Origin of the sequence: Streptomyces vastus, assembly GCF_039532825.1 — a bacterium.
GTDB classification, from domain to species: domain Bacteria; phylum Actinomycetota; class Actinomycetes; order Streptomycetales; family Streptomycetaceae; genus Streptomyces; species Streptomyces vastus.
The window spans coordinates 208,599-230,976 of record NZ_BAAASJ010000022.1; the positions used below are offsets into that span (position 1 = coordinate 208,599).

Consider the following 22,378-nt stretch of genomic DNA (forward strand, 5'->3'; position numbering starts at 1 on the left):
GACTACGGCCTCAGCGGGTCGTGGCCGAGCGTCATCAGCCGGTGACGGCGCTCGGTCTCCTGGGCCGCGGGGTCCTCAGCAGTGGGCTCCAGCGTGGGGTCCGTCTCGGCCTCGACCGCGTCCACGACCTCGTACATGACATTGATGTCGTCCTCGGTGAGATCCGTGCGACGCTTCTGGAGGATGGCCAGCACATGCTGACCGGTGGGCGAACCCGCGTGCTCCGGCAGCGGTTCGGACTCCTCGTCGGCGTCACTGACCTTCAGCCAGGCGGCCAGCTCCTGCGAGGTCATGTTCACCACACGGTGGAACTCGTCCCACAGCACGTCGAGTTCTAGGGCGTCGGCCATTGCGTACCCCTTCCGTTCGTACGCTCAGTACGCTCGTCCGCAGTCATGCATCTGGCGGTGGTCAGTCGCGTGGCCAGTCCTCGGCCTGGAACATCCAGCGGTGCTTCTCGAGTTCGGCCGTGAGGGAGATCAGCAGGTCCTGGCTCACGCGATCGGCTTCGTCCGTCGCGTTGATCCGCTCCCGAAGCTGCCCGATGGTCGTGTCCAGGGACTCGATGAGCAGGCCGACGACCTCGGTGTCCTGCACCCAGCCTTCCTTCGGGCTCTGGTGGGCGCAGGTCGCGGCGATGGTCTCGGGCCGGCCGTCCGGCGGGATGCCGAGTGCCGCGGCGCGTTCGGCCACGGTGTCGGCGTACGAACGTGCCGTGGCGACGACCTCGTCGAGCTGGAAATGGATCGTGCGGAACCTGGGGCCCACGACGTTCCAGTGGACCTGTTTGCCGATGAGTGACAGCCCCAGCAGGTCCACCAGGGTTCCCTGCAGGGCGTCCGCGACCACCTGACGTGCGGGGTCGGGAAGGGTGCTCTTCACCACAGTCATGACGCGCTTCTCCTCGTGGTTTCGCGGCTTCTGGTTTCGCGGCTTGTGGCTTCGGGGCTCGTGGTCTCGGGACTTATGGTCTGACGTCGGACAAGACGAAGCAGCGCCGCGCGTTCCTCCTCGCACGTTCCGCCCCACACGCCCGAGGTCTGTCCGGTTTCGAGCGCCCAGGCCAGGCACTGGTAGGACACCGGGCAGCGGTCACAGACACGCTTGGCGGCCGCTACGTCCTGCAAGGACGGGCCGGTCGTGCCCACGGGGAAGAACAGTTCGGGGTCCTCATCCGCGCAGGCTGCTCTGCGCAACCACTCCATGCGGGCGCGAGTGCCCAAGGCGGATCTGCGGAAACACGTGCCCTTCAGCTCCCTGCTTCCCGGCGCGCAGTCCAGGCAGTTCGCCGTTTTCCCGGGTACGCGGTCCGGTCCGTTTCCCTAATCGACCGTCCGGTCAGTCCCCGAGTACCCGGTCCACGAAGCCGGTCACGTCCGCGAGGACCACGGCCTTGTCCGTCTCGTTGAACACCTCGTGCTGTGCGCCCGGGTAGACGCGCTCGGTCCAGTCGGCTCCGCGCAGTTCCTCGACGCCCGCGCGGCTGTCGGGCAGAGGCACGATCCGGTCGTCGTCGCCGTGCAGCCACAGCAGCGGGAGTGGGCCCACGCCGCCGCTCTTGGAGATCGTCTCCAGTGTGCGGACGAAGGCTTCCAGCGTCGGGCGCTTGAACGGGCCGTGCCAGACGAGGGGGTCCGCCGCGTACGCCTCGCCCACCGACGGGTCGCGCGAGAGCGTCGCCGGGTCGATGGGGACGTCGGGGATCGGGTCGTGCGCCAGCAGCTGCCGGGGCACGCGCCAGTCACCGATCACCGGCCCGGACAGCACGAGCGCGGCCAGACCGTCGCCGTACCGCTGTGCGTACCGCGCCGCGATGAGCCCGCCCATGGAGTGGCCGATCAGCACGACGGGCACGCCGGGGTGCGCGGCGCGGGCCAGCCGCTCCACTGCGTGGACGTCGGTCACCACGTCCTCGAAGTCCTCGATCAGCACCCGCTCGCCCGCCGACTTCCCATGGCCCATGTGGTCGGGCCCGAACACCGCGGCGCCATGCCCGTTCAGTACGTCCGCCACGTACTCGTACCGGCCGATGTGCTCCCCGTATCCATGGACCAGGAGCGCGACATACCGCGGCCGCTCCCGTGGCCACTCGCGTGCGGTGATGCCGCCCCTGGTGCCGGTGAGGGTGTGCTCGCGGGAGTCGGCCATGGCTCGCTCCTCCATCGACGTCGGCGAAGGTTCCGGAGGATCTTCCCAGGGAGCGGGGCGGGGGTCCACCGTGCGCGACCAGTCGGCGTTCCTTGAAGTTGCGCTCCCTGGCGTTGTGCCACCGCGGGCAAGGGGCCACCTGGCGAGACGGTCCTGACACGGAGAGATGGCTGCGCATAGCATCAGTCTCCGCATGAACACGATGACGCTCTGGCACATCTCTGTCTGGGAGTTCGCCGCTCTCGCCGCCGCGGCCATGCTCGTCGGCTTCTCGAAGACCGCCGTGAGCGGGGCCAACACGGTCAGCCTTGCCATCTTCGCCGCCGTCCTGCCGGCCCGCGCCTCCACCGGCGTCCTGCTGCCCGTGCTCATCGTCGGCGACGTACTCGCCGTGCTCACCTATCGCCGGCACGCCCACTGGCCCACGCTGTGGCGGCTCTTCCCGGCGGTGGCGGGCGGCGTGGTCGTCGGCACGGTGTTCCTGATGTGGGCGGACGACCAGATCGTACGGATGTCGATCGGCGCGATTCTGCTGCTGATGGCCGGGGTCACGGTGTGGCGCCGCCGGAAGGCGACGGCGGAGGAGGAGCCGGAGGCGGTGACCTCGCCGGCGGGCCGGATCAAGGCGCGTTCGTACGGTGTGCTCGGCGGCTTCACGACGATGGTCGCCAATGCGGGCGGCCCCGTCATGTCGATGTACCTCCTCTCCGCGGGCTTCCGCAAGCTCGGCTTCCTCGGGACCTCGGCCTTCTTCTTCCTGATCGTCAACGTGTCCAAGGTGCCCTTCAGCGTGGGCCTCGGCCTGATCGACGGCCGCTCACTGCTGCTGGACGCCGCCCTCGCAGCCTTCGTCGTCCCGGGTGCCGTGATCGGCAAGCTCGCCGTGGACCGCATCAACCAGCGGCTCTTCGAGCAGTTGGTGATCGCGGCGACGGTGGTGGGCGGGGCACAGCTGCTGCTTCGCTGAGCCGGCGCTTTGTCGATTTCTGTGGCGTCGATTCCTCGTTGATTCCCGTGGCCCGTACGCTCGACGCCATGTCCCCGCATGCCCATGCCCATGCCCATGCCCATGCCCATGCCCATGCCCATGGCCATGTCCTGGTCCTGGGCGGCACGGCCGAAGCGCGCGAACTCGCCGCGGCCCTCGCCGCCCGGCCCGGCGTGCGCGTGACCACCTCGCTCGCGGGCCGGGTATCACGGCCGGGGGCGCTCGAAGGGGACGTACGTGTCGGGGGATTCGGCGGGGCGGAGGGGCTCGCTCGGTGGTTGCGCACGGAGCGCGTGGACGCACTCGTCGATGCCACCCATCCCTTTGCTTCGGGCATCACGGCGAACGCGGCGCAGGCCGCGAGGGCCGAGGGCGTCCCGGCCGTAGTCCTGCGCCGCCCCGGCTGGCAGGCAGGGCCCGGCGACCGCTGGCACTCGACGACCTCCCTCGCCGAAGCCGCCGACCTGCTCCCGTCGCTGGGCCGCCGCGTCTTCCTGACGACGGGCCGCCTCGGCGTTGCAGCCTTCGCACCGCTCTCCGAACTCCACTTCCTCGTACGCTCGGTGGAGCCCCCCGAGCCGCCGCTGCCACGCCACACGGAAGTCCTGCTGGCCCGAGGCCCGTTCACGGTGGAAGACGAGACGGCCCTCCTACGCGAGCACGCAATAGATGTCATGGTGACGAAGGACAGCGGCGGCGCCTCGACGTCAGCCAAGCTGACGGCCGCCCGCACCCTGGCCGTCCCGGTCGTGGTGGTACGCCGCCCTCCGCTGCCGGAGGGGATCGCGCCTGCCGCCGATGTCGCAGAGGTGCTGGCTTGGCTGGACGGGGGCCTTTCGGGGACGGGGTCCTGATCTGGCGCCGGTGTGGTGGGTTGTCGCCGGCTGCGCCTGCGTGTGGGGTCCGGGGCGAAGCTCCGGGGATGGGACCGGGCAGGGGCGGAGGGGGCGAAATCCGCTCGCCAGCGCTGCCCTGTTGCGGTGCGGTACCGCGCCCCCTTCAGGGGCGCGGGGCCGTGTCAATTTGCGGCTCCGCCGCGATGGGGGTCCCCCCGCTCGAGCGAAGCCGAGAGTGGGGGAGCGACCGACCACGACGCACTCGCAGCTTCGAACCACCTTTCCCACGGAGCGCTTGGCCCCACGGGATGCGGGGCCACCTGGCGGGGCCCGGTGCAACGGCCCCGCCCTACCCCCGCGGCCGCCTACGCAGCAAGTACGTGTCCATGATCCAGCCCTTCCGCTCACGGGCCTCCGAGCGGAGCTCGGCGATGCGAGGTGCCGTGTCCGCGAGCGGCCCCGAGGAGAGGATCTCGTCCGGGGTACCTATGTACGCTCCCCAGTAGATGTCGATGTCCTGGTCGGCGTACCGCTGGAAGGCCTGGTGGGCGTCGAGCATGACGACGACATCGTCGACGCCTTCGGGGAAGCCTTCGGCAATGCGTCGGCCCGTCGTGATCTGCACTGGTCCGGCGACCCGGTTGAGGCCCGTGCGATGGCGGGCGACAAGCGCGGAGACGCTGCTTATGCCGGGTACGACGTCGTAGTCGAAGGCCACCGCGCCCCGCTCGAGGATCTCCTCCAGGATGCCAAGTGTGCTGTCGTACAACGCGGGATCACCCCAGACCAGGAACGCCCCGCTCTCCTCCTCGCCCAGCTCCTCGCCGATCAGCCGCTCGTAGATGTCGGCGCGGGCCCGGCGCCAGTCCCCGACGGCGGGGGAGTAGCCGGCACCACCGGCAGCCCGGTCCCGCTCCGGATCGCGGGCCTCCACGAGCCGGTAAGTCCCCTCTGGTATGTGCGCGTCGAGAATGTCACGGCGCAGCTGAACGAGGTCCGACTTCACCTCGCCCTTGTCCAGGATGAAGAACACGTCCGTGCTCCGCAGGGCCTTGACCGCCTGAAGGGTCAGCTGGTCGGGGTCGCCCGCCCCAATGCCGATGACATGAATCTTTCGCACACCCCGAGTCTGCCCCACGCCACTGACACTCGGATCACCGCACCTGACCGGAACAGGCGGCAGGCATTCAGACTCGCGCCGCTATGCCTTGCTCCCGCGCAGCCGAGGAGCCCACGCCCCCGCGTCCACCGCGGCCTCGTCCCGCTCCACGACCCCGGCCAACTCCCGTGCCCAGGCAATGAGTTCCGGCAGTTCCATCCCGTACGGCCGCTCCTGCCCGGCCCTCGCCCCCCACTCCTCGACCGCCCCGGCTCCCCGCCGCAACAGCCGCGCCCCACCCGTGAGATTCCCGCGAGCCGCATGCGTGAGCCCCACCGCGAGCTGGGCCAGTCCGCGCCACAGGGCCCGTTCCTCTTCCGGCCCCGACTTCCAGGCGTCCTCGAAGACCTCGTGCGCATGGAACGGCTTCCCCGCCTCCAACAGCGCCTGCGCCTCGTCGACGGTCTCCTCGGGCGTGCGTACGACCCCTTCAGGCTGCCGCTCCACCCCGTCGGCCCCGTACGGCAACGGCCGCCCGAGCCCGTCCCGCGGCCGCGCACTGCGCGCCCGCCCCTCGGCATCCCGGTCCCGTCCGTCGTCAGAAGCACTACCCATACCCCGATTGTCCCCCGTCCCACGCCCACTTCGGAGCACGCCGCGACGTGAGGTAAAGTGCTGTTCGCGCGATCACGCGGTTCACCGCGACGGTCGCATCGGGACGTGGCGCAGCTTGGTAGCGCACTTGACTGGGGGTCAAGGGGTCGCAGGTTCAAATCCTGTCGTCCCGACGGTGCGAAGGGTCTTCGCAGGCGAGAGCCTGTGGGGGCCCTTTGTCGTGTGGGTCGTTTCCGGCTTCGAGGTTGAGCATGCCGCTCATCGGCACCTTTACTCGGAGGTCGGCGAAGATGCCGCTCTTGGACTTGAACAAGATCACTGCGGGTCTGTCGAAGACCTGGTCGGGGTTCCTGCGGGACTGGGACCGCTCGCTGCGGTCGGGGAACCATCCGGAGACCACCCGGTACAACTATCTGCTGGCGGCTGCCCAGTTGGGCCGCTACCTGGGGGAGTACTCGCCGGACCCGGACGCCGATGACGCGGCCGAGGATCCGACCGACGTCACCCGCGCGCACGTCGAGGTGTTCCAGGCATGGATGATCGAGACGCGGTCGGCGGCGACCGCGCTGAACAAGCACAAGGCGCTGCAGCAGTTCTTCAAGTGGCTGATGCTGGCCGAGGGCGAGATCGACCGGTCGCCGATGGAACGCGTCCGGCAGCCGAAGATGCCGCAGAAACTGGTCCCGGTCATCCGCAACGACGAGACCACGAAGATCCTCGGCACCTGCAAGGGCAAGGACTTTGTGCAGCTGCGGGACGAGGCGATCATCCGCCTGTACTGCAACACGGGCGCTCGCCTGTCCGAGGTCGGCAACCTGATGCTCGACGACATCGACCTGACCACGGAATCCGTCCACTACCACGGCAAGGGCAGCAAGGAACGCCGTGTGCGGTTCGGGCCGAAGACCGCGCGGGCCGTCAGCAGTTACCTCCGGGCCCGTGCCAAGCACAAGGCGGCTCACCTGCCGGATCTGTGGCTGGCTGGCTGAGCGAGGGATGCGGTCGCTGGCTCCCAACGGCATCAAGATCATGCTGAAGCGGCGGGGCCTTGCGGCCGGCCTGGTCAAGCTGCACGCGCACCGGTGGCGGCACACCTTCGCCCATGAGTGGAAGCGCGAGCTGTTCGTACGGCAGGTCGCCACGCCCTTCGGCGACGTCCTCGGCCGAAGCGACGATCGGCGTCAGATCGGCGGGAGGCGGCGTCCCGAGCTGACGGAGCATCGCCTCGGAAGGATCGACGCACAGGATCGGCCGGCGCGGCTGGAGCTGCTTGGCCACCTCCCGGGCGAACAGGCCGGTCCCGGAGCCGATATCTGCTGGCCGCACTCCGCGACGATCCCTCGCTCCTGCCCGGTGCCGTCGAAGAGATCCTGCGCACAGAGGTCCCCGGCCACGGAGGGCTGCTGCGCGTAGCCATCAAACCCGTGCCGCTCCCCTCAGGAGGCATCGTCCGCCCAGGCCAGGCCGTCCTGGCCCCCGTCGCGGCCGCGAACTTGGATCCGCAGCACTTCCCCCATCCCGACACGTTCAACATCCGGCGCACCGACAACAAGCACGTCGCCTTCGGACACGGCCCGCACTACTGCCTGGGTGCCAACCTCGCGCGCGTTGAACTGCAGGTAACCATCGGATCGGTGATCCGGGGATTCCCTGGCCTCGCGCTCGCGGGCCCACTGCAGGAGCTCACATGGACCAGCGGAAGTCGGGTCTGCGGCCTGTCGCAACTCCCCGTCACTTGGTAGCGGGGAAAAGCCAAGGTATGGCGGACGATACGACTCCGTAAGCTCCGGCCCTCCGAGAGCCGGCCGCAAGGCGGCGCTGGGCTGACGGCGTTCCAGTCAGATCCGAGGGGACAAAGTGAAATGCGGCGTAGATCAGTGGGCGGCGCGGCGGTTGTCGGCGCTGCCTCGGGCTGACGTAGCTGTTCCAGGGGCCAGGCCACGCGCCGTACGGCGGTGAGGGCGGCCGGGGCAGACAGGGAGCTGGCGGTCCCGGTGAAGGACCCTGCTCCGAGCTGAGCTCAGGAGGCGGGCTGACGTGGGCGTTGGCGGTTGCGGAAGCCGAAGACGAGCCCTCCCAGGGCGACCAGGATCACCACCGCGATGACGCCGGGCCCTTCCGTCAGCCCGTCCACCTTGTCCGCGAATCCGTCCCAGAAGCCCCGCTCCGGAGGGTTGGTCGAGGCGCCGAGCCAGATGGAGCCGTCGGCCGCGGTCACCGGGCGGTCGACGGAGTCCCTGGCGGACGCGGCGAGTTGCGGGTAGCGCCTGGCCGTCTCCGCCGCGCCGACGGTGGTCAGGGTGACGTGGGTGAGGTCCGCGCCGCCCACCGTGTACCGCTCGATGCGGGTGACCGCGCCGTCGCGGGTCTTGCGCGTGATGTCGAACTCCTTGTTGCGGTAGGAGTCGACGTAGGCGTCGAAGACCTCCTTCGGGCGCCAGCCGTCGTCCAGTTCGGCCGGGCCCAGGTCCGCGGACTCGATCACGTCGTCGAACGAGGTCCGGTGTCCCTGCTGGTGCCGCTCGCGCACCCACTCGGCGATGATCCGCGCCATGAACGCCCGGCGCAGGGGCGCGTACTCCGGCGCGGCGTTGACCGCCTTCACGATCTCGGGCAGGACGAGGGTGCGTTCGAGGTTCTCGTTGTGGGCGTCGATGGCCGGATCGGCGTCGCAACCCTGCGCGTAGGGGTCCTCGATGTTCTCGGACTCCGTCTTCACGTCCAGCAGGGCCTTGAGGATGTACAGCGAGTCGCCGTCCTCGCGTACCTCGACCTGACCCGGGACGATCCACGCGCGCGAGTCGAAGCAGCGGGAGCCGTCGGCCGCGGGCTTGAGTTCCCGCCAGTACCGGGCGCCCGTGGCCGTGTCCGGGTGCAGGATCTTCGCCTCCGTGCGCTTCATCTCCAGGTCGGCTTCGAGCAGGGCCCGGCCCGCATTCGTCCGCCCCAGAGCGGGGTCGATGACGCGGTCCGGCTCCGTGGGGTTGAGGTTGACCCAGAACGCCTGCGGGTCGAGAGCGAGCCAGGTGCGCAGATCGGCGCCGAGGTTCTGCACGACGCGCATGCCGAGTGCGGGGTCCTGCTGGTACTCATCGGGGAGCGACTTGGCGGAGTACGCGTACCGCACCCCGCCCGAGCCGTCGGAGACGTACCGCATCTCCAGCGTGGAGAAGTCCACCCCGCCGTAGGCGTCGGCGTCGACCGGGGCTTCCAGCGCATGCGCGAGACCGCCGGCACCTTTGCCCGCCTCGCCGCAGCCGCCGGCAGCGAGGGGGGCGGTGAGGGCCAGTACGGGACCTCTGCTTTTGTTGCCCTGGGATTGGGCGCAGGTGGCCCCCGAACTGCCCGCGGCGGGGAGGGACCGGTTGGCCTTGGCCTTCTGCTCCTTCTCCTCCTCCTTGAGGATGGTGATCCCCTTGCTCGTGATGCCGTTAACCCGGTTCGCCGACGCCGATTGATCCTGTTTGGTCTCGTAGGGCGTTCCGGAGACAAACTTCTCCTTGGGGATGCCGCTGGTGCGCCGCAGGCAGGCCGGGCAGCGTCCACGGTCCGAGAATCCGGCGACGGCCTTCTTCAGCAGTCTTTTGATCGCTCCGTCTCTCATGCCGAGTTTGGAGAGGATGTGGGTCAGGCTGCGGTCGTAGATGACGATCTCGGAATGGTCGAACCCCGGTTCGTTGACCGCGGCGAACTCCAGCACGGGACCGTTTCCCGTCACGCCGATCCGCTTGAAGAGACTCTCGTTCCCTTCTGGCCTCAGCAACCGGCCGTACCCGATGTAGCCGTCCAGATACTTGGTGCCCTGCCCGAACTCGCCGATGATCGCGTTCAGATGGGTGAGCTGAAACCCCGTCAGGTCGAACCAGATGACGGCGAGATTGCGGTTGCCGTCCGTCATGTTGAGGAGCTTGTGGGCCCGGATCCCGGCCCGCCCGATCGGGTCGGCCAGGAGCTTGCGGGCGATGTCCGCGAACTCGCCTCCGACCTCGGGCTTCGGGGTGTTGGCGGCCGGCGGGCAGCCGCACGCGTCCGCTCTCGGGGACGCCTGCGCCGACGGCACCAGCAGGCCGGTACCGAGAACGGCGAGCGCCAGCAGGACGACAGCGGCCCGGTACGCCCGTACGAGAGGAGCCCGTACGAGAGGGCTACAGCGAGGTGTCCGCATCATGCCCACCTGTCCGCCCGAGGTATTCGGAGAGGGGATCACCGTCGAGGGTTTCGGCCCTCGCGCGTCCCCTGCGGAAGGCGATGACGCCTCCCGTGGCGAGGGCCGACGCCGCCAGCAGGGCGAGGACTGCCGTGCCCGTCAGCGAGGTCCCCTTGGAGCACTGCTTCACGAGACCCGTGCCGCGCCCGGAGTCGTCGACGTCGATCGTGGGTTTGTACTGGTAGCTGACGTCGCAGGCGGACGCGGTGGGCGCGGACAGCAGGAGGGTGAGGAGAGCCGCGAGGACGACACAGGTCCCCAGCAGCACCCCGGCGAGCGCCTTCCCGGCGCGGGTACGGAACCTCATGACGCCACCAACCGGTCGATGTCTGTACGGAGTTGGAGGGCTTTCGCGCGCAATTCCTCGCCCTCCCGTTCCTCCGGCCCCGGTACCTCGTCCGCCCTCGCCCGCTGCCACAGCCATCCGGCCACCTCCAACTGCGCCCGCTGGAAGCGGTGCAACGCCAGCGCCGCGTCGCGCCCGTGCCGGCGCCAGGTGCTCACCAGCGTCCACAGCCGCAGCGCCGGATCGACCAGGAACGGCACCTCACGGGCGGCGATGACACCGCCCGCCGCGGCCTCCGCCGTCACGGCCTGTCGCGCGGCGGCGGCGCGCTCCCGCAGGCCGGACCGCAACAGCAGCACGACCACGACGATGAACGGAACCTGCGGAGCCAGCCAGAGGGAAGGCGAGACCACCAGCGTGTCGAGCGTGCCGCCGATCGCGACGTGACCATGGGCCAGCTTCGAGAACCAGGCCGCCAGCGTCTCGTTGGCCACCGCCGCGCCGACCGCCGCCACCAGGCTCGCCGCGACGATCCCCACACGCTGCCCGCGCCCCCGCGTCCGGGCCGCGAGACCGATCCCGGCCCCCAGCAGCGCGCCGCAGACGACCTGCCCTCCGAACAGGCCCGCCCCCTGGCGGATCCAGTACTCGAAGCCGTCCGTCGCGCCGTTGAACTGGCCCGTCACGTGGCCCCACAACCGGATGAACAGGACGCTCTCGCTGAAGTTGTAACCGAGCCCGGTGGCCGCGCCGAGCACGAGGCCCGTCACGACATCGGTGACGCGATGCCGGAACATCATGAGCAGCAGCACGATCCCTGCGGCCCCCGCCACCTGGTTGACGACGCTCAGATGGAGCAGCGCCAGATCGGTCGCGCGGTAGATGTCCGAGAGCTGGAAGCCCAGTTCGCTGTCCATGTCCTTGCCCAGATGGCCGTAAATGGTGCCGCTCGCCAGGCTGGTGCAGGCGCGCCCGAGACCGAACTGGACCAGCGCGCCCCAGCCGAACGCCGTGAGCAGCATCGGCACCGGCAGCCGGGCGAACCACTGGCACCGGTGCATCAGCCATAGGGCGAACGCGCTGGTGGGCACGCACGCGAGCGCGATCAACGGGGACTTCAGGATGAAGAACAGGGAGAACAGGGAGAACGATCCGAGGAGGGCCGCGAGCGTCACCCACGCGAGAACCGTGGCCCGGCGGCCCTCCGACGGGCCACGGGCGGCGATCACCTGGAGTACGACACCCACCGCGATACCCGCGAGCACGCCCCAGAACGCGGCCCGGGGCACGTCGTACAGCGAGCCGAGCCCGCCGAGCGCACCGCTCAGTAGCTCTTCCCCCGGAAACTCGAAGATGGTCAGCGCCGGCTCGTCAGGAAAGACCTTCGGTCGGGTGAGGTTGAGCAGCAGCTCCACCAGATACAGCCCGATCGCCAGCCGGGCGACCAGCAGCGCCCGGCCACGGGCCACCGCGTCGTCGAGTTCGAGTACGGGCCTGTTGTCGGTCACGAGCCATCACCCGGCACTTCGGGCAGGCTCGGCAACTCCAGGCTGGGCAGATCGGTGGGCAGTTCCAGGTCGGGGAGGGCCGGCTCCCCCGGAGCGCCGGAGGGCAGACCGGAGATGGTGGGAAACTCCGGCACCCGCGGTTCCGCGGGATCGACATGCCCGCCGAACTGGACCACCAGGGACGTCACCAGCCCGACCGCGCCAACCCCCGCGCCGATCACCAGTAATCGCAGCTGCGTATCCGGCCTCATGGATTCCCCCGTCACCATGCTGACGCCTCGTTAGATGATAGCCGGGTTCGAACACTCGAACCAACGGTTGTGCCGGGGAAGTTCCCGGCACATGGACACTAGGTCGACAGGTCGAGCGAGGCGATGCCGCCGACGGTGGGCACGTATGCGCGGTCGCCGTGCGTGCGTTGGGTTCTGACCACGGGACGATGGAGGACCGGGTGCGGATCCGACGGGTCCGCGTACCTCAACACCCGCTTCGGTTTGCCGTCGCGGCCGACCATGTACAGCTTCCGGCCGAAGCAGACGTAGGCGTGATCCCCGAAGACCGTCGGGTCGTTGTAATACCTCACGTCGCCGGACCCCTCCAGAGCGGCGGCGTCCTGGAACGTCCACACCGTGGACCCGTCGGCCGGATCGACGGCCACGAGCGGTCCCTGGTTCGTGGTGACGGCCAGGTCGCCGAGGGCGGCGAACGTCACGTACGTCGCCATCAGCACGTTCAGGTACGAGCCCACCTCGTGGTTCACGACGTGCCACAGCGGCTCGCCCGTCAGGCTGATGCCGTTCACGTTCGGCTCTCCCGCGTCCGTATCCCCCCGCGATCCCACGACGAGGGTCCTGCCGACGAGTGCGGGCCGTCCGGGAGCTCTGGGGGCCTCGGCGGTCCACAGCAGGGTCCCGTCCGTGGCGTCCAGAGCGGCTACCACGTCCGCCTGAGTGCCCACATAGACCACGCCCTCCGCCACCATGGGCTCGCTGGTCGGCCCGCCCGGCAGCCGTTCGTTCTCCCAGGCCACGCTGCCGTCGGGCCGGTACGCGCGGACCGTGCCGCCCTGCGTGCCGGTCGTCACGAGCACCAGGTCGCCCGCCGCCACGGGGAACCTGCACCAGCCGTATTTGTTGAGGTAATCGGTGGAGGCGAATTCGCGTGTCCAGCGCACGACGCCCTGCGGATCGACCGCGCACAATGCGGTGGCGATGGGGTCGGCCAGCAGACAGTAGGCGCCGTCAGCCATGGCGAGGGGCGGCATGACCGGCTCTCCCAGGTCGGTTTTCCAGAGCACCTCGCCGGCCGGGGTCAGGGCGTGCAGGGTGCCGTCATCACCCCCGACGTACACGATGGCGCCGTCGGGCGACAACGCCGCACAGTGGCCGCCGTTCTGCCCGCCGAGCCCACCCGGTTCGTATTGCCAGGCCACGGCCGCGGGCTCCGCCGACGGGGAGGCGTCGCCACTGGCGCCGCCCCGCGCCCCGGGGTCCCCGCCGTCGCGGTCTCGTAGCCACAGCCATCCGCCGGTCCCGGCCCCGGCGGCGACCAGCGTCCCGGCCGCGAGCCCCTGGAGCAGCCGTCGCCGTGAGGGCGGTGCGGGCGGTGTCGGTGGCACGGCTGGTGGGGGAGGCGCGAGGGTCGGAGGTGCCAGCGGTGCAGGTGGTGCCAGCGGTGCAGGTGGTGCCAGCGGTGTGGGAGGTGCCAGCAGTGTGGGAGGTGCGGGCGGATGGGCCGGTGCCTCCGGGATCGCGATCGTTGCGGTCGGCTCGGATTCGGGTGCGGTCTTGGCCTTGGCCGGGGTGGCGGTCTCGGCCGGTGCGCTGGTCTTGGCTGGAGCGGTGGTGGCCGTATACCAGCCCGGGCGTCCGTTCTCGGCCAGGGACTCCGCCGTGTGCCCCGCGGCCGCGATCATCTGTGCCGGGGTGGGCCGCTCCTCCGGTTCCTCCCGCAGACAGGGTTCGACCAGCGCCCGGATGCCCTCGGGCACCCCGGACAAGTCGAAGTCCCGGGACAGGACGCGCATCAGGACCACCGCATCCTGGCCCTCGCCGAACAGCTCGTGTCCTGCGGCGGCGTAGACGAGGACCGCGCCCAGGGAGAAAACGTCGCTGGGCGGCCCCACGTGGCCGCTGGTGCGGATCTGTTCGGGGGAGACATAGCCGGCTGAGCCGACGACACCGCCGGTGCGGGTGGACGAGGTCGCCTCCAGGGCCCGTACGATTCCGAAGTCGATGACGCGTGGGCCGTCCGCGGTCAAAAGGATGTTGGAGGGGTTGAGGTCCCGATGGACCAGGCCCTTGGTGTGGATGGCGGTGAGGGCCTCGCCGAGGGCGGCGGCCAGGACGCGTACCGCGTGTTCGGGGAGCGGGCCGTGGTCGAGGACGGCGTCACGCAGGTTGGGTCCGTCGACGAATTCCGTGGCCACCCAGGGCCGTTCGCTCTCGGTGTCGGCGTCCATGACCCGCGCGGTGTACGTGCCGGGTCCGCCGACGGTCCGCGCCGCTCGCACCTCCCGGCGGAACTGGGCGCGGAAGGTGCGGTCCTCGGCGTGTACCGTCCCCACCACCTTCACGGCCAGCCGCAGACCGGTCGGGGACTCGGCGAGGTACACCTCGCCCATGCCCCCGGCGCCGAGTCTGCCCAGAACGGCGTACGGGCCGATCCGCCGAGGATCCGTCTCACGTAACGCCTGCATTCCGTACCCCCCGGTATCGCTCATGCGATGCGTACGGTCGCTGAGAGGCAGCGTAACGCCGGGTCTGCGTCAGGGCGACGAGTATTCGAATCAGACCGTTTTGCCGGGGAGGATCCTGGTCTCCATGCCCCACTTGTCGACCACCGCCTCCAGCAGGTGGGCCCCCGGCACAGCGGCGACTGCCAGCGCCGCGAGGGCGGTCCCTCCGGCCGGCTGGTACGGCCAATTCCACGACGTTGACGGCTACTTGAGCCACAACGCCGAAACGGTGTGGTTGTGCCGCAGGAACGCGGCCGCCTGGGTGGGGTTCCAGCAGATGCGTTCCTGGGCCGCAGGGCGCGGCGTCAGCGCATACCGGCACGGGTTGTCCGCGATCAGCCGGGCGCGCACGGCGGCGCCGAGCGCGCTGGAGAGGGTGGCGCCGATCCGGTAGACGGTGGTGCGCCCCCGGCCGCCAGCGAGCTCGGCCTCCTGCCAGGCGGTGATAAGCCGCGGCCGCAGATTCTGGAGCGCGATGCGCCCGAAGGAGGGGACGAGATCGGCGCGGACGTAGTCGCGGTAGCGGACGAACGTGGTGGGCTTGAGCGTCTCCTCCATGGTGCGCAGCCACTCGGTCAGGTAGGCGGCGAGGGCGAGGTCCTCGTCGCCGTGCAGCCCGGTGCGCTCGCACGTCAGGGCGCGCTCCAGCGCCGCGTGGGCGGCCTTGCGAGTGGGAAAGCCGCTGCGGCAGCGCGGCTTGCGTCTGCCGTCAGCGGACGGCAGGTCGACGGCGAAGGCCCACGAGCCGTGCGGCGAACGGCCCTTGAGCTGCGGACAGGCCGCGCCGAACTGCCGACCATCGACTCGGCGGCAGCCGCACCGCCGGTAGAGACGACCACGCTCGGGGGAACGAGGAGCCATAGAGCTCACCTTCGGTGGGGGAGTGGTGCGTTGGCTCCACAGTGACGGCGGCATCTTCTGGCGTATCAGCTGGCGGATCATGGCGTACGAGGGCGGGTGCCATCACCTCGCCATCACAGGACGCGACCCGTCACCGTTGAACAGCAGCGAGCCCATTGGGTGGCGCCACGCCTCCAATGACCAGATCGCGGTCACCGGCGGTTGTCGAGGTACGGGGCACGGCGTGATCTCCAACTCACTCTCGTGGACGATCAGTACGGGACGCAATTCCGCGCTCTCCGGGGACGGTCAGCAGAACAGAGCCGTTGGGCGGGATTGTGCTCGATCCGTGGCTGGCGGCGGCCCTGCTCGGGGTGTTGGCGAGTGCGGCAAGGCAGTGGCGCAGGCAGTGGCTCGCGGGGTGGTGGGCTTCAAGGTTGATCGTCGGTGTCTACTCGCCGCTGTCGATCGCGGCCATATCGCCAGCACCGCAGGTTGGGCCATAGACCCTTGGGACAGGTAGTGGCGCTCGCCTGATTGCCACTCGTCGTGCATGTCGGCCGCCGGTTGCAGCTGTGGGACGCAGGAGATCATCCGGCTGTACCGCAATACAGGGGCGCGCCTGTCTTCGGCAAGCTGATGCTGGAGGACAGCGATCTGACCACCGAATCGGTGCACTTCCGCGGTAGGGGCAGTAGGGACCGGCGAGTGCGCTTTCGGGCCGAGGACGGCGCGGGCGGTCCGCGTTTGAGGCGGCAGGGCCCGCTATCCCCGGGTGAGTTCGAGCACGGTTGCCATGTCGCTGAAGGGGAGCAGTTTGTCGCCGATGATCTGATGGGGCTCGCTGCCCTTGCCGGCGATCAGGACGATGTCGTCCGGGCCCGCGGCGGAGAGAGCGAAAGCGACAGCCTGACGGCGGTCGGTGAACCGTTCGAACGGTGTGCCGGTCGCCGCGATGCCGGGGGCGATCTGGTCCAGGATGGCCTGGGGGTCTTCGTTGCGGGGGTTGTCCGAGGTGAGGACGCACAGGTCGGAGTGGGTTCCGGCGATCCTGCCCATGTCCGTCCGCTTGGTGGTGTCCCGGTCCCCGCCGCAGCCGAAGACGGTGATGACCTGGCCGCGTGCGAAGTCGCGGATGGTGGTGAGGACCTTGTCCAGGGAGTCCGGTGAGTGGGCGTAGTCCACGATCACCGAGGTGCCGCGCGGCGTCTGGAAGCGCTCGAACCGGCCCGGGATCGCAGGCATCCGGTCGAGGGCGGCGACCAGCCCGCCCAGATCGTGGCCCAGAAGGTGGCAGGCCGCCACGGTGGCCAGTGCGTTGGCTACCGAGAAGCGGCCCGGGACGGGGATCGCCGCCGGATACTTGCGGCCGTCGTGGTGCAGGATGAAACGCGTGCCGGAGGCGTCCACGGAGAGGTCGGTGGCCCGGTAGTCCGCCTCGGCGTCCACGGCGTACGTGGTCACCGCGTCCGGCATCATCGCCTGGATCCCGGCGCCCACCGGGTCGTCGGCGTTGACCACAGCGCGCCTGCACAGGCCCTGGAACAGACGCAGCTTGGCGTTCCGGTAGTTCGCCATCGTTCCGTGATCGTCCAGGTGATCCTGCGTCAGGTTGGTGAAGACGCCGACGTCGATGAACGTACGGTCCACCCGGTGTGTCAGCAGCGCCATGGACGTGGCTTCCAGTACCGCGCTGCCGACTCCGCGGTCGCGCATGCACCCCAGCAGGTACTGCAGGTCCGGCGACTCCGGCGTGGTCAGCACCGACCTCGGCATCGGGATCAGCTCGTCGCCGATCCGGCTGCCGGCGGTCCCGATGACCCCCACCTTCGCGCCCTCGGAGATCCGCAGGACCGACTCGACCATGTACGACACCGATGTCTTGCCGTTGGTACCGGTGATCGCCACCATGTCCATCTGCCGCCCCGGCTCACCGAAGTAGCGGGAGGCGACGACCGCGGCCGCCGTCCGGGTGCCCGGCACCCGTACGACGCACACCTGCGGTGCCGACGCCCACACCGACGCCGCAGGTGCCGGCGTCGCGGCGTCGACGAGTACCGCCGCCGCGCCGCGGGCGAGGGCCGGTGACACCGAGTCTGGGCCGCCTTCACGGTGGCCGGGCACGGCGATGAACAGCGAACCCGGCGTCACCCGGTCGGCGTCGAAGGTGGTTCCCGCGGTGATCCACGTCCTCGCCGGATCGCCCTGCAGAACGTGGTGCTCCTGCCCGGCCAGCATCTCGCTCAGCTTCACAGTGATCCCTTCGAAGGTGGCTCGGGCCGTCGTGCGGCCGTCGCCAGGCGGCAGCTTCCGGCGGTGCGCAGGAAGCTGCGGTGGTGCCGTTGAGCGGGTGCGCAGGTGTCGCGACGCGTCCGATCAGAACCGGATGCGGCGGCTCAGGCCGGCAGCAGAAGTCCTGCCGTGTTGCCTGCGGTGTGTTTACAAGAGCAGCGAGCCGAGCGAGGCCAGGGCCCCGCCCCGGTGAGGGCGCGGAGAATCGCTAGCCGTGGCCGTGCAGCGCGATACGGCCGCTCTCGGGCGCCTCATTGTCAGCTGCGGTCGCCGATCCCACGGCAGCCGGGCACAGCCGACAGGCAGCCTGCTGCAGGCTGCCCCTCACGGCACGTGTGCGACTCATGTGCCGAGTGTACGTCTGCCCGAGCGGCCCGAAGGCCACGCTCGGCGCGCCACCGAGCGCGCACGAGGCGGGTACCTCCTCGTCCGGCGTCCATGGTGGCCCCGGCAGTGGTGCAGCGGGCGGCAATCATCGCGAGGGTTACCCACCGGACGAGATCACCGCGGGGCTGTCCACGAAGGCATCCGGCGAGGGGCTGCTGTGCGGCCCACCGTGGCCGCGAGTTTGCGCAGTTGACGCCAGTTGAGGCGGGGCGAGGAGGGCCTGGCGCCTGGCCTTTTTCGGGGAACACGCACGCGGAGTGCTCCAGGGGCGATGCGGCAGCGGACGGGAAGGGGCAGGATGACGGCTTCGCCGTCGATGCCGGCCTCGATCTCCGGGCGGTCGGCATCGATGACCACTTCCCGGGCGGTCAGGATGGTGAGTGCGTCCGGCTCGGGGGCCAGCAGGAGCGTGGCGGCCTCGGCCGCGCTGCCCACGCTGATGCCGAGGACGCCGAGGATGGCGGAGTCGAGACGGTCACGGCGGCCGAACCCGAAGGGATCGTCGGTGCGATAGGGGTTGTTGCTGACCAGGACGGCGTGCGGGGCGGAGAGCGTGCTGTCTCCGGCGTGGGCGGTCAGCCGGGGGCCCTGCCGGCGGGAGAGCAGGTCGGGCAGCAGGGCCAGGCTGGTGCCGATCTTGTCGTCGCGGTAGGCGGGGCTCTGCACGATCACCGCGTAGGCGCCGAAGGAGGCGTTGTTCACGAAGGGGCGGTCACCGGCGAAGCCCAGGTCGACGCGGAGCTCGACGCCGTCGGTGAGCGCGTCGAGGTTTGTGGCGGGATTGTCGCGGTCCAGGCCGAGGTCCAGGGCGAAGTGGTTGCGGGTGCCGGCGCTGATGACCAGGAACGGAATGTCATGCTCGGCGGCGACGGCTGCGACCAGTGCCTGGGTGCCGTCGCCTCCCGCGGCCCCCAGCAGGTCCGCGCCGTCCGCGACGGCGGCGCGGGCCAGGGCGGTGACGTCCTGGTTACCGTGGGGATCGAGCAGGACGACCGTGGCTGCGAGCTGTTCGGCTTTCTCTTTCAGGTCGAACCGGCCCACCTTTCCGCCGCCCGAGCGGGGATTCATGATGAGGAACGGCCGCTTCGGCGGCGGCATCCGCCGTTCCCGCACACGCACTCGGCGGCCGCCGCTGCCCCGCAGGGCGTACCGTCCGCACCAGACGGCCACTCCCCACAGCGCCAGTGACAACAGCAGGGCCCAGAACAGGGTGATGGCGAGCAGGGCGATGACGGCGGCGGGTATGGACACCGCCAGCGCCGCGGCCGCCCAGCGGGCCGGGCCGCGCAGGGTCAGTGTCCACCAGACGGCGGCGGCACTGAGGCCCAGGCCCGCCACGCCGCCCATCAGCAGCAGTACGCCGCCGATGCCGCCGTAGGCGAGGGGGACAAGAGCGGCGAGCGTGGCCGCGCCCAGCGCCCCTCGGGCCGCCCACCGCTGCATGCGGTGGGCAGGTCTGCTCAGGTTCATGGCTGTTCCTCCACCCGCCGACGGTCGTCGTAGGAACGCAGTACGCGGTCAGGCTCACGCTGTTACCGAAAGGGTCATGGGTTAGAACGCGTGAACTCAGGCTCCTTCTCCGAGGCGACCGAGGTCCTGATCCCTTCCTCGGGCTCGGGCCCACTCTCCGCCGCTGTGTCCTCGGTTCGTCCCTTGCCCGGGAGCAAGAGGGCCACGGACACCGCCCCCACGCCCAGGATCGCCGCGCCCACCAGGCTGGTGTGAGCCACCGCGTCCGCGAAGGAGGAGCCGACGGCGTCCGCCATCTGGTGGGCGCCGTCGGTGAGTTGGCCGGCCTGTTCCTTGAGCTGCGCGGCCTGCTGCGGGTCGGTCGCCCGCGCCGCCTGTTCGGCGAGCTGCCGGGCCTGGTCGCCGATGCCCTGGGCGACCCCGTACCCGGCGGCGACCGAGTCCTGCGCCTGGCTCAGTGCGTCGGCCGGGAGCTTGCTGCCGGCGGTTGCGTCCGACAGGTTCGACGAGTACGAGGTCGACAGCAGCGAACCGAGGATGGCGATGCCGATCGCCCCGCCCAGTTCCTGCGAGGTGTCGTTGACCGCGCTGCCCACGCCCAGCTCCTCCTCGGGGAACGCACCCATGATCGCGTCCGTGCAGGGCGAGAGCGCCAGGCCGATCGCGAGCCCGAGTGCGATGAGGGGTGCCACGAAATCGCCGTACGACGACGACTTGTCGACCTGGGTGAGCAGCGCGAGTGCCGTCGTGCCGCCGACCATGCCCGCGACGATCGTCGCCTTCATGCCGATGCGCGGGGTGAGGTAGCCGGTCAGCGCGGAGCCGGCGAAGACGGCGCCGGCGAGTGGCAGCATGCGTATGCCGGTCTCCAACGCGTCGTAGGCCAGGACGAACTGGAGGTGCTGGGTGAGGTAGTAGAAGGCGCCGAAGACCGCGAGGAGGAACAGTACGACGGCGATGTTGGCACCCGTGAACGCGCGGTTCGCGAAGCGGCGCGGGTCGAGGAGGGGGTGCGGGTGGTGCAGCTCCCACAGGACGAACGCCACGAGCCCCGCGACCGCGACGACCGTGCTCGTGGCCGCCTCGGCGTCCCAGCCGTGCGGGGCCTCGATGAGCGTGAAGACCAGCGCGGCGATCCACACCACCGACAGCAGTCCACCGGCGTAGTCGATCCGCGGGCTGTGCGTGGCCTTGGACGGCGGTACCAGGACGAAGGTGCCGACGATGGCGAGGGCGATCACGGGAACGTTGATCAGGAAGGTGGACTGCCAGCTGAAGCTCTCCAACAGCATGCCTGCGATCAGCGGTCCGGCGGCGATGGCGATACCGGCGGTGCCCGCCCACAAGGTGATCGCCTTGGTCCGCTCGGCGCGCGGGAAGGTCGCGGCGAGCAGAGAGAGCGTGGCGGGCATGATGAGCGCCGCGCCGACACCCATCACGGCACGGGCCGCGATGACCCCTACCGCGCTGTCGACGAGTGAACCCCATATGGCTCCGCCGCCGAACAGGACGAGCCCGAGAACGAGCGCGCCGCGTCGGCTGTACTTGTCGCCGATGGCGGCGAACAGCAGCATCAGGGCGGCGTAAGGGATGGTGTAGCCGTCGATGACCCACTGCAGGTCCGTGCTGGTCAGGCCGAGGTCCTGGGTCATGGAGGGAGCCGCGACCGTGAGGGCGGTGTTGGCCATCACGATCATCAGCAGGCTCAGACAGAGCACCAGCAGAGCCCACCAGCGCCGGGCGTAGGGCCGGTCCATCTTCTCGACCGGTTCGTTTATGAACACAGGCATGAGCTGGGGTCCTTTCGCGAAGGGTGTCGGCGCAATGCCCCCGCGGGCAGGGGTGGACGCATGGAACAGACGGAGAAGCAGCGAGCTTCCGTTCGACAGACTTTATCACTCGACAAAGTCGAAGGATCGAGTCAGGCGTCACGGAGCGGTTGTGAGATACGTCGCCTGGGGGCCACCCACACGGCCGTCGTCGTCCGGAGCGACGATCCCGACTCGGATCTGGGCGAAGTCGACCGTGCTGCCGAGGAATTGGCGCCGGCGGCCAGGGGTGCCGGTTCCCTCGTCGTGATGACCGGCGCCGCCGCTCGGTGGGTGGGGGTGCATGGTCGTCCCGACATCGACACAGTGCGTACCGCGGCGTCGGGCACGCCGTCCGTGCGCGTCGCGCCCGGATTCACCGCCGCCGACGTCGAGGGCTTCCGGCAGTCACCTGGATGCCCTCACCACACAGCGGATCATGGGACGGCTCGCCTCTGCGCACTGTGCCGTCGGCTCCGACGACACCGAGCTGGTCTCACTGCTCACCCAGGACCCCGAGCGTGGCGGCGCTGAGTGATCATCCGGCGCCCAGGCGCTGGGATGCGGCGGCCGGGGCGGGTTCGCGCACGGCCAGATACACCGCGTGCACCGCGAGCACGCGCTCGATCTCGTCGATCATCGGGGCGTAGAACCGCTGTCGATGGTCCGCGTCCGTCATCGAGGTGACCGCGAAGTACATGCTGCCGAACGCGGCGAAGAGTGTGGCGTTCCGCAACATCGCGACCGGGATCACGGGGAAAAGGACAGACGTCTCTGGTTTTTCGCCGATCCACTGTTCCGCTGTCCCGGGCGTGACCACCAGCACGCCCAGGGCGAGGAAGAAGGCGAACAGCGCCAGGCCGACCACCGACGCCTGCACGAGCTGGCGGCCGGCCGGCATCAGCAGCAGGTTGCGTTCCTGCCGTGCGGTCAGCGGCACCGCGGGCAGCTGACCGTCGGGCACCACTTGTTAGACCGGCACATCCGCCAAGGGCGTACCTTGGCACGCCGCCGACAGCATGGGCCGGCTGAGGTCCTGCTCGACCCGGCCGATCTCGTCGCGCAGGCGGGCCTCGGCGGCAGGCACGGTGATCGCGGGTGCAGGCCTGGCACCCGCGATCGTCGCCGCCCAGGAGCAGACAGAAGGCCCCGCCTCT

Annotated in this window: 23 protein-coding genes and 1 tRNA gene; 6 read left to right on the forward strand and 18 right to left on the reverse strand. The window is 70.0% G+C overall.

The window, feature by feature from the left end:
• Positions 1–2: 2 nt before the first annotated feature.
• The 4 genes from ABD357_RS10715 to ABD357_RS10730 form a co-directional block, all read right to left on the reverse strand.
• Positions 3–350 carry a DUF3140 domain-containing protein gene (locus ABD357_RS10715; protein WP_344389296.1) on the reverse strand — a complete coding sequence of 116 codons (348 nt, stop codon included), beginning with the start codon at positions 348–350 and terminating at the stop codon, positions 3–5.
• 61 nt (positions 351–411) lie between these two features.
• A complete protein-coding gene (locus ABD357_RS10720; RefSeq protein WP_344389297.1) occupies positions 412–891 on the reverse strand; it encodes a Dps family protein in 480 nt (159 codons plus the stop codon).
• Complete coding sequence (locus ABD357_RS10725; protein WP_344389298.1) at positions 888–1,205, reverse strand: WhiB family transcriptional regulator; 318 nt, start codon at positions 1,203–1,205, stop codon at positions 888–890. The genes ABD357_RS10720 and ABD357_RS10725 overlap by 4 nt, the downstream gene beginning before the upstream one ends.
• Before the next feature lie 133 nt (positions 1,206–1,338).
• On the reverse strand, positions 1,339–2,148 hold the full coding sequence (locus tag ABD357_RS10730; protein ID WP_344389299.1) for an alpha/beta hydrolase: 810 nt from the start codon (positions 2,146–2,148) through the stop codon (positions 1,339–1,341).
• 193 nt (positions 2,149–2,341) lie between these two features.
• On the opposite strand from ABD357_RS10730, the gene ABD357_RS10735 reads away from it, so the two are divergent.
• Together ABD357_RS10735 and ABD357_RS10740 are read left to right on the forward strand one after the other, a co-directional pair.
• Positions 2,342–3,115, forward strand: a complete 774-nt coding sequence (locus ABD357_RS10735; protein ID WP_344389300.1) for a sulfite exporter TauE/SafE family protein — start codon at positions 2,342–2,344, stop codon at positions 3,113–3,115.
• A gap of 68 nt (positions 3,116–3,183) precedes the next feature.
• A complete protein-coding gene (locus ABD357_RS10740; protein ID WP_344389301.1) occupies positions 3,184–3,990 on the forward strand; it encodes a cobalt-precorrin-6A reductase in 807 nt (268 codons plus the stop codon).
• 331 nt (positions 3,991–4,321) lie between these two features.
• On the opposite strand, the gene cobF is transcribed toward ABD357_RS10740, so the two are convergent.
• Entirely contained in the window at positions 4,322–5,092 is a 771-nt protein-coding gene (gene cobF / locus ABD357_RS10745; protein ID WP_344389302.1) for a precorrin-6A synthase (deacetylating), read from the reverse strand.
• Between the two features lie 81 nt (positions 5,093–5,173).
• The gene (locus ABD357_RS10750; protein ID WP_344389303.1) at positions 5,174–5,686 is read right to left on the reverse strand and encodes a DUF309 domain-containing protein; all 513 of its coding nucleotides are present in this window, start codon (positions 5,684–5,686) and stop codon (positions 5,174–5,176) included.
• A gap of 99 nt (positions 5,687–5,785) precedes the next feature.
• Here ABD357_RS10750 and ABD357_RS10755 point away from each other — a divergent pair.
• From ABD357_RS10755 to ABD357_RS10770, 4 genes are all read left to right on the forward strand, one after another.
• Positions 5,786–5,859, forward strand: a tRNA-Pro gene (locus ABD357_RS10755).
• Positions 5,860–5,991: 132 nt separating this feature from the next.
• Positions 5,992–6,675, forward strand: coding sequence for a tyrosine-type recombinase/integrase (locus ABD357_RS10760; protein WP_344389304.1), 684 nt, complete (start codon positions 5,992–5,994; stop codon positions 6,673–6,675).
• Positions 6,676–6,682: 7 nt separating this feature from the next.
• A complete protein-coding gene (locus tag ABD357_RS10765) occupies positions 6,683–7,099 on the forward strand; it encodes a hypothetical protein (protein ID WP_344389456.1) in 417 nt (138 codons plus the stop codon).
• The gene (locus ABD357_RS10770) at positions 7,090–7,428 is read left to right on the forward strand and encodes a cytochrome P450 (protein WP_344389440.1); all 339 of its coding nucleotides are present in this window, start codon (positions 7,090–7,092) and stop codon (positions 7,426–7,428) included. Before ABD357_RS10765 ends, ABD357_RS10770 begins: the two co-directional genes overlap by 10 nt.
• 278 nt (positions 7,429–7,706) lie before the next feature.
• Here ABD357_RS10770 and ABD357_RS10775 read toward each other — a convergent pair whose 3' ends face one another.
• From ABD357_RS10775 to ABD357_RS10830, 12 genes are all read right to left on the reverse strand, one after another.
• Entirely contained in the window at positions 7,707–9,854 is a 2,148-nt protein-coding gene (locus ABD357_RS10775) for a hypothetical protein (RefSeq protein ID WP_344389305.1), read from the reverse strand.
• The gene (locus ABD357_RS10780) at positions 9,832–10,200 is read right to left on the reverse strand and encodes a hypothetical protein (protein WP_344389306.1); all 369 of its coding nucleotides are present in this window, start codon (positions 10,198–10,200) and stop codon (positions 9,832–9,834) included. The genes ABD357_RS10775 and ABD357_RS10780 overlap by 23 nt, the downstream gene beginning before the upstream one ends.
• Positions 10,197–11,687 carry a PrsW family glutamic-type intramembrane protease gene (locus ABD357_RS10785; protein WP_344389307.1) on the reverse strand — a complete coding sequence of 497 codons (1,491 nt, stop codon included), beginning with the start codon at positions 11,685–11,687 and terminating at the stop codon, positions 10,197–10,199. The genes ABD357_RS10780 and ABD357_RS10785 overlap by 4 nt, the downstream gene beginning before the upstream one ends.
• Positions 11,684–11,938, reverse strand: coding sequence for a hypothetical protein (locus ABD357_RS10790; protein WP_344389309.1), 255 nt, complete (start codon positions 11,936–11,938; stop codon positions 11,684–11,686). The genes ABD357_RS10785 and ABD357_RS10790 overlap by 4 nt, the downstream gene beginning before the upstream one ends.
• 98 nt (positions 11,939–12,036) lie before the next feature.
• Entirely contained in the window at positions 12,037–14,409 is a 2,373-nt protein-coding gene (locus ABD357_RS10795) for a protein kinase domain-containing protein (protein ID WP_344389310.1), read from the reverse strand.
• Positions 14,410–14,628: 219 nt separating this feature from the next.
• Positions 14,629–15,285: a tyrosine-type recombinase/integrase gene (locus ABD357_RS10800; RefSeq protein WP_344389311.1), complete on the reverse strand. Its 657-nt coding sequence runs from the start codon at positions 15,283–15,285 to the stop codon at positions 14,629–14,631.
• 744 nt (positions 15,286–16,029) lie between these two features.
• Positions 16,030–17,517: a UDP-N-acetylmuramoyl-L-alanyl-D-glutamate--2,6-diaminopimelate ligase gene (locus tag ABD357_RS10805; RefSeq protein ID WP_344389312.1), complete on the reverse strand. Its 1,488-nt coding sequence runs from the start codon at positions 17,515–17,517 to the stop codon at positions 16,030–16,032.
• A 247-nt stretch (positions 17,518–17,764) separates the two neighbouring features.
• A complete protein-coding gene (locus ABD357_RS10810) occupies positions 17,765–17,902 on the reverse strand; it encodes a hypothetical protein (RefSeq protein ID WP_344389313.1) in 138 nt (45 codons plus the stop codon).
• A 155-nt stretch (positions 17,903–18,057) separates the two neighbouring features.
• Positions 18,058–19,413: a diacylglycerol/lipid kinase family protein gene (locus tag ABD357_RS10815; RefSeq protein ID WP_344389314.1), complete on the reverse strand. Its 1,356-nt coding sequence runs from the start codon at positions 19,411–19,413 to the stop codon at positions 18,058–18,060.
• A gap of 74 nt (positions 19,414–19,487) precedes the next feature.
• A complete protein-coding gene (locus ABD357_RS10820) occupies positions 19,488–21,203 on the reverse strand; it encodes a DHA2 family efflux MFS transporter permease subunit (protein WP_344389315.1) in 1,716 nt (571 codons plus the stop codon).
• 138 nt (positions 21,204–21,341) lie between these two features.
• Positions 21,342–21,527: a hypothetical protein gene (locus ABD357_RS10825; protein ID WP_344389317.1), complete on the reverse strand. Its 186-nt coding sequence runs from the start codon at positions 21,525–21,527 to the stop codon at positions 21,342–21,344.
• Positions 21,528–21,759: 232 nt separating this feature from the next.
• A complete protein-coding gene (locus tag ABD357_RS10830) occupies positions 21,760–22,188 on the reverse strand; it encodes a hypothetical protein (RefSeq protein ID WP_344389319.1) in 429 nt (142 codons plus the stop codon).
• Between the last annotated feature and the right edge of the window lie 190 nt (positions 22,189–22,378).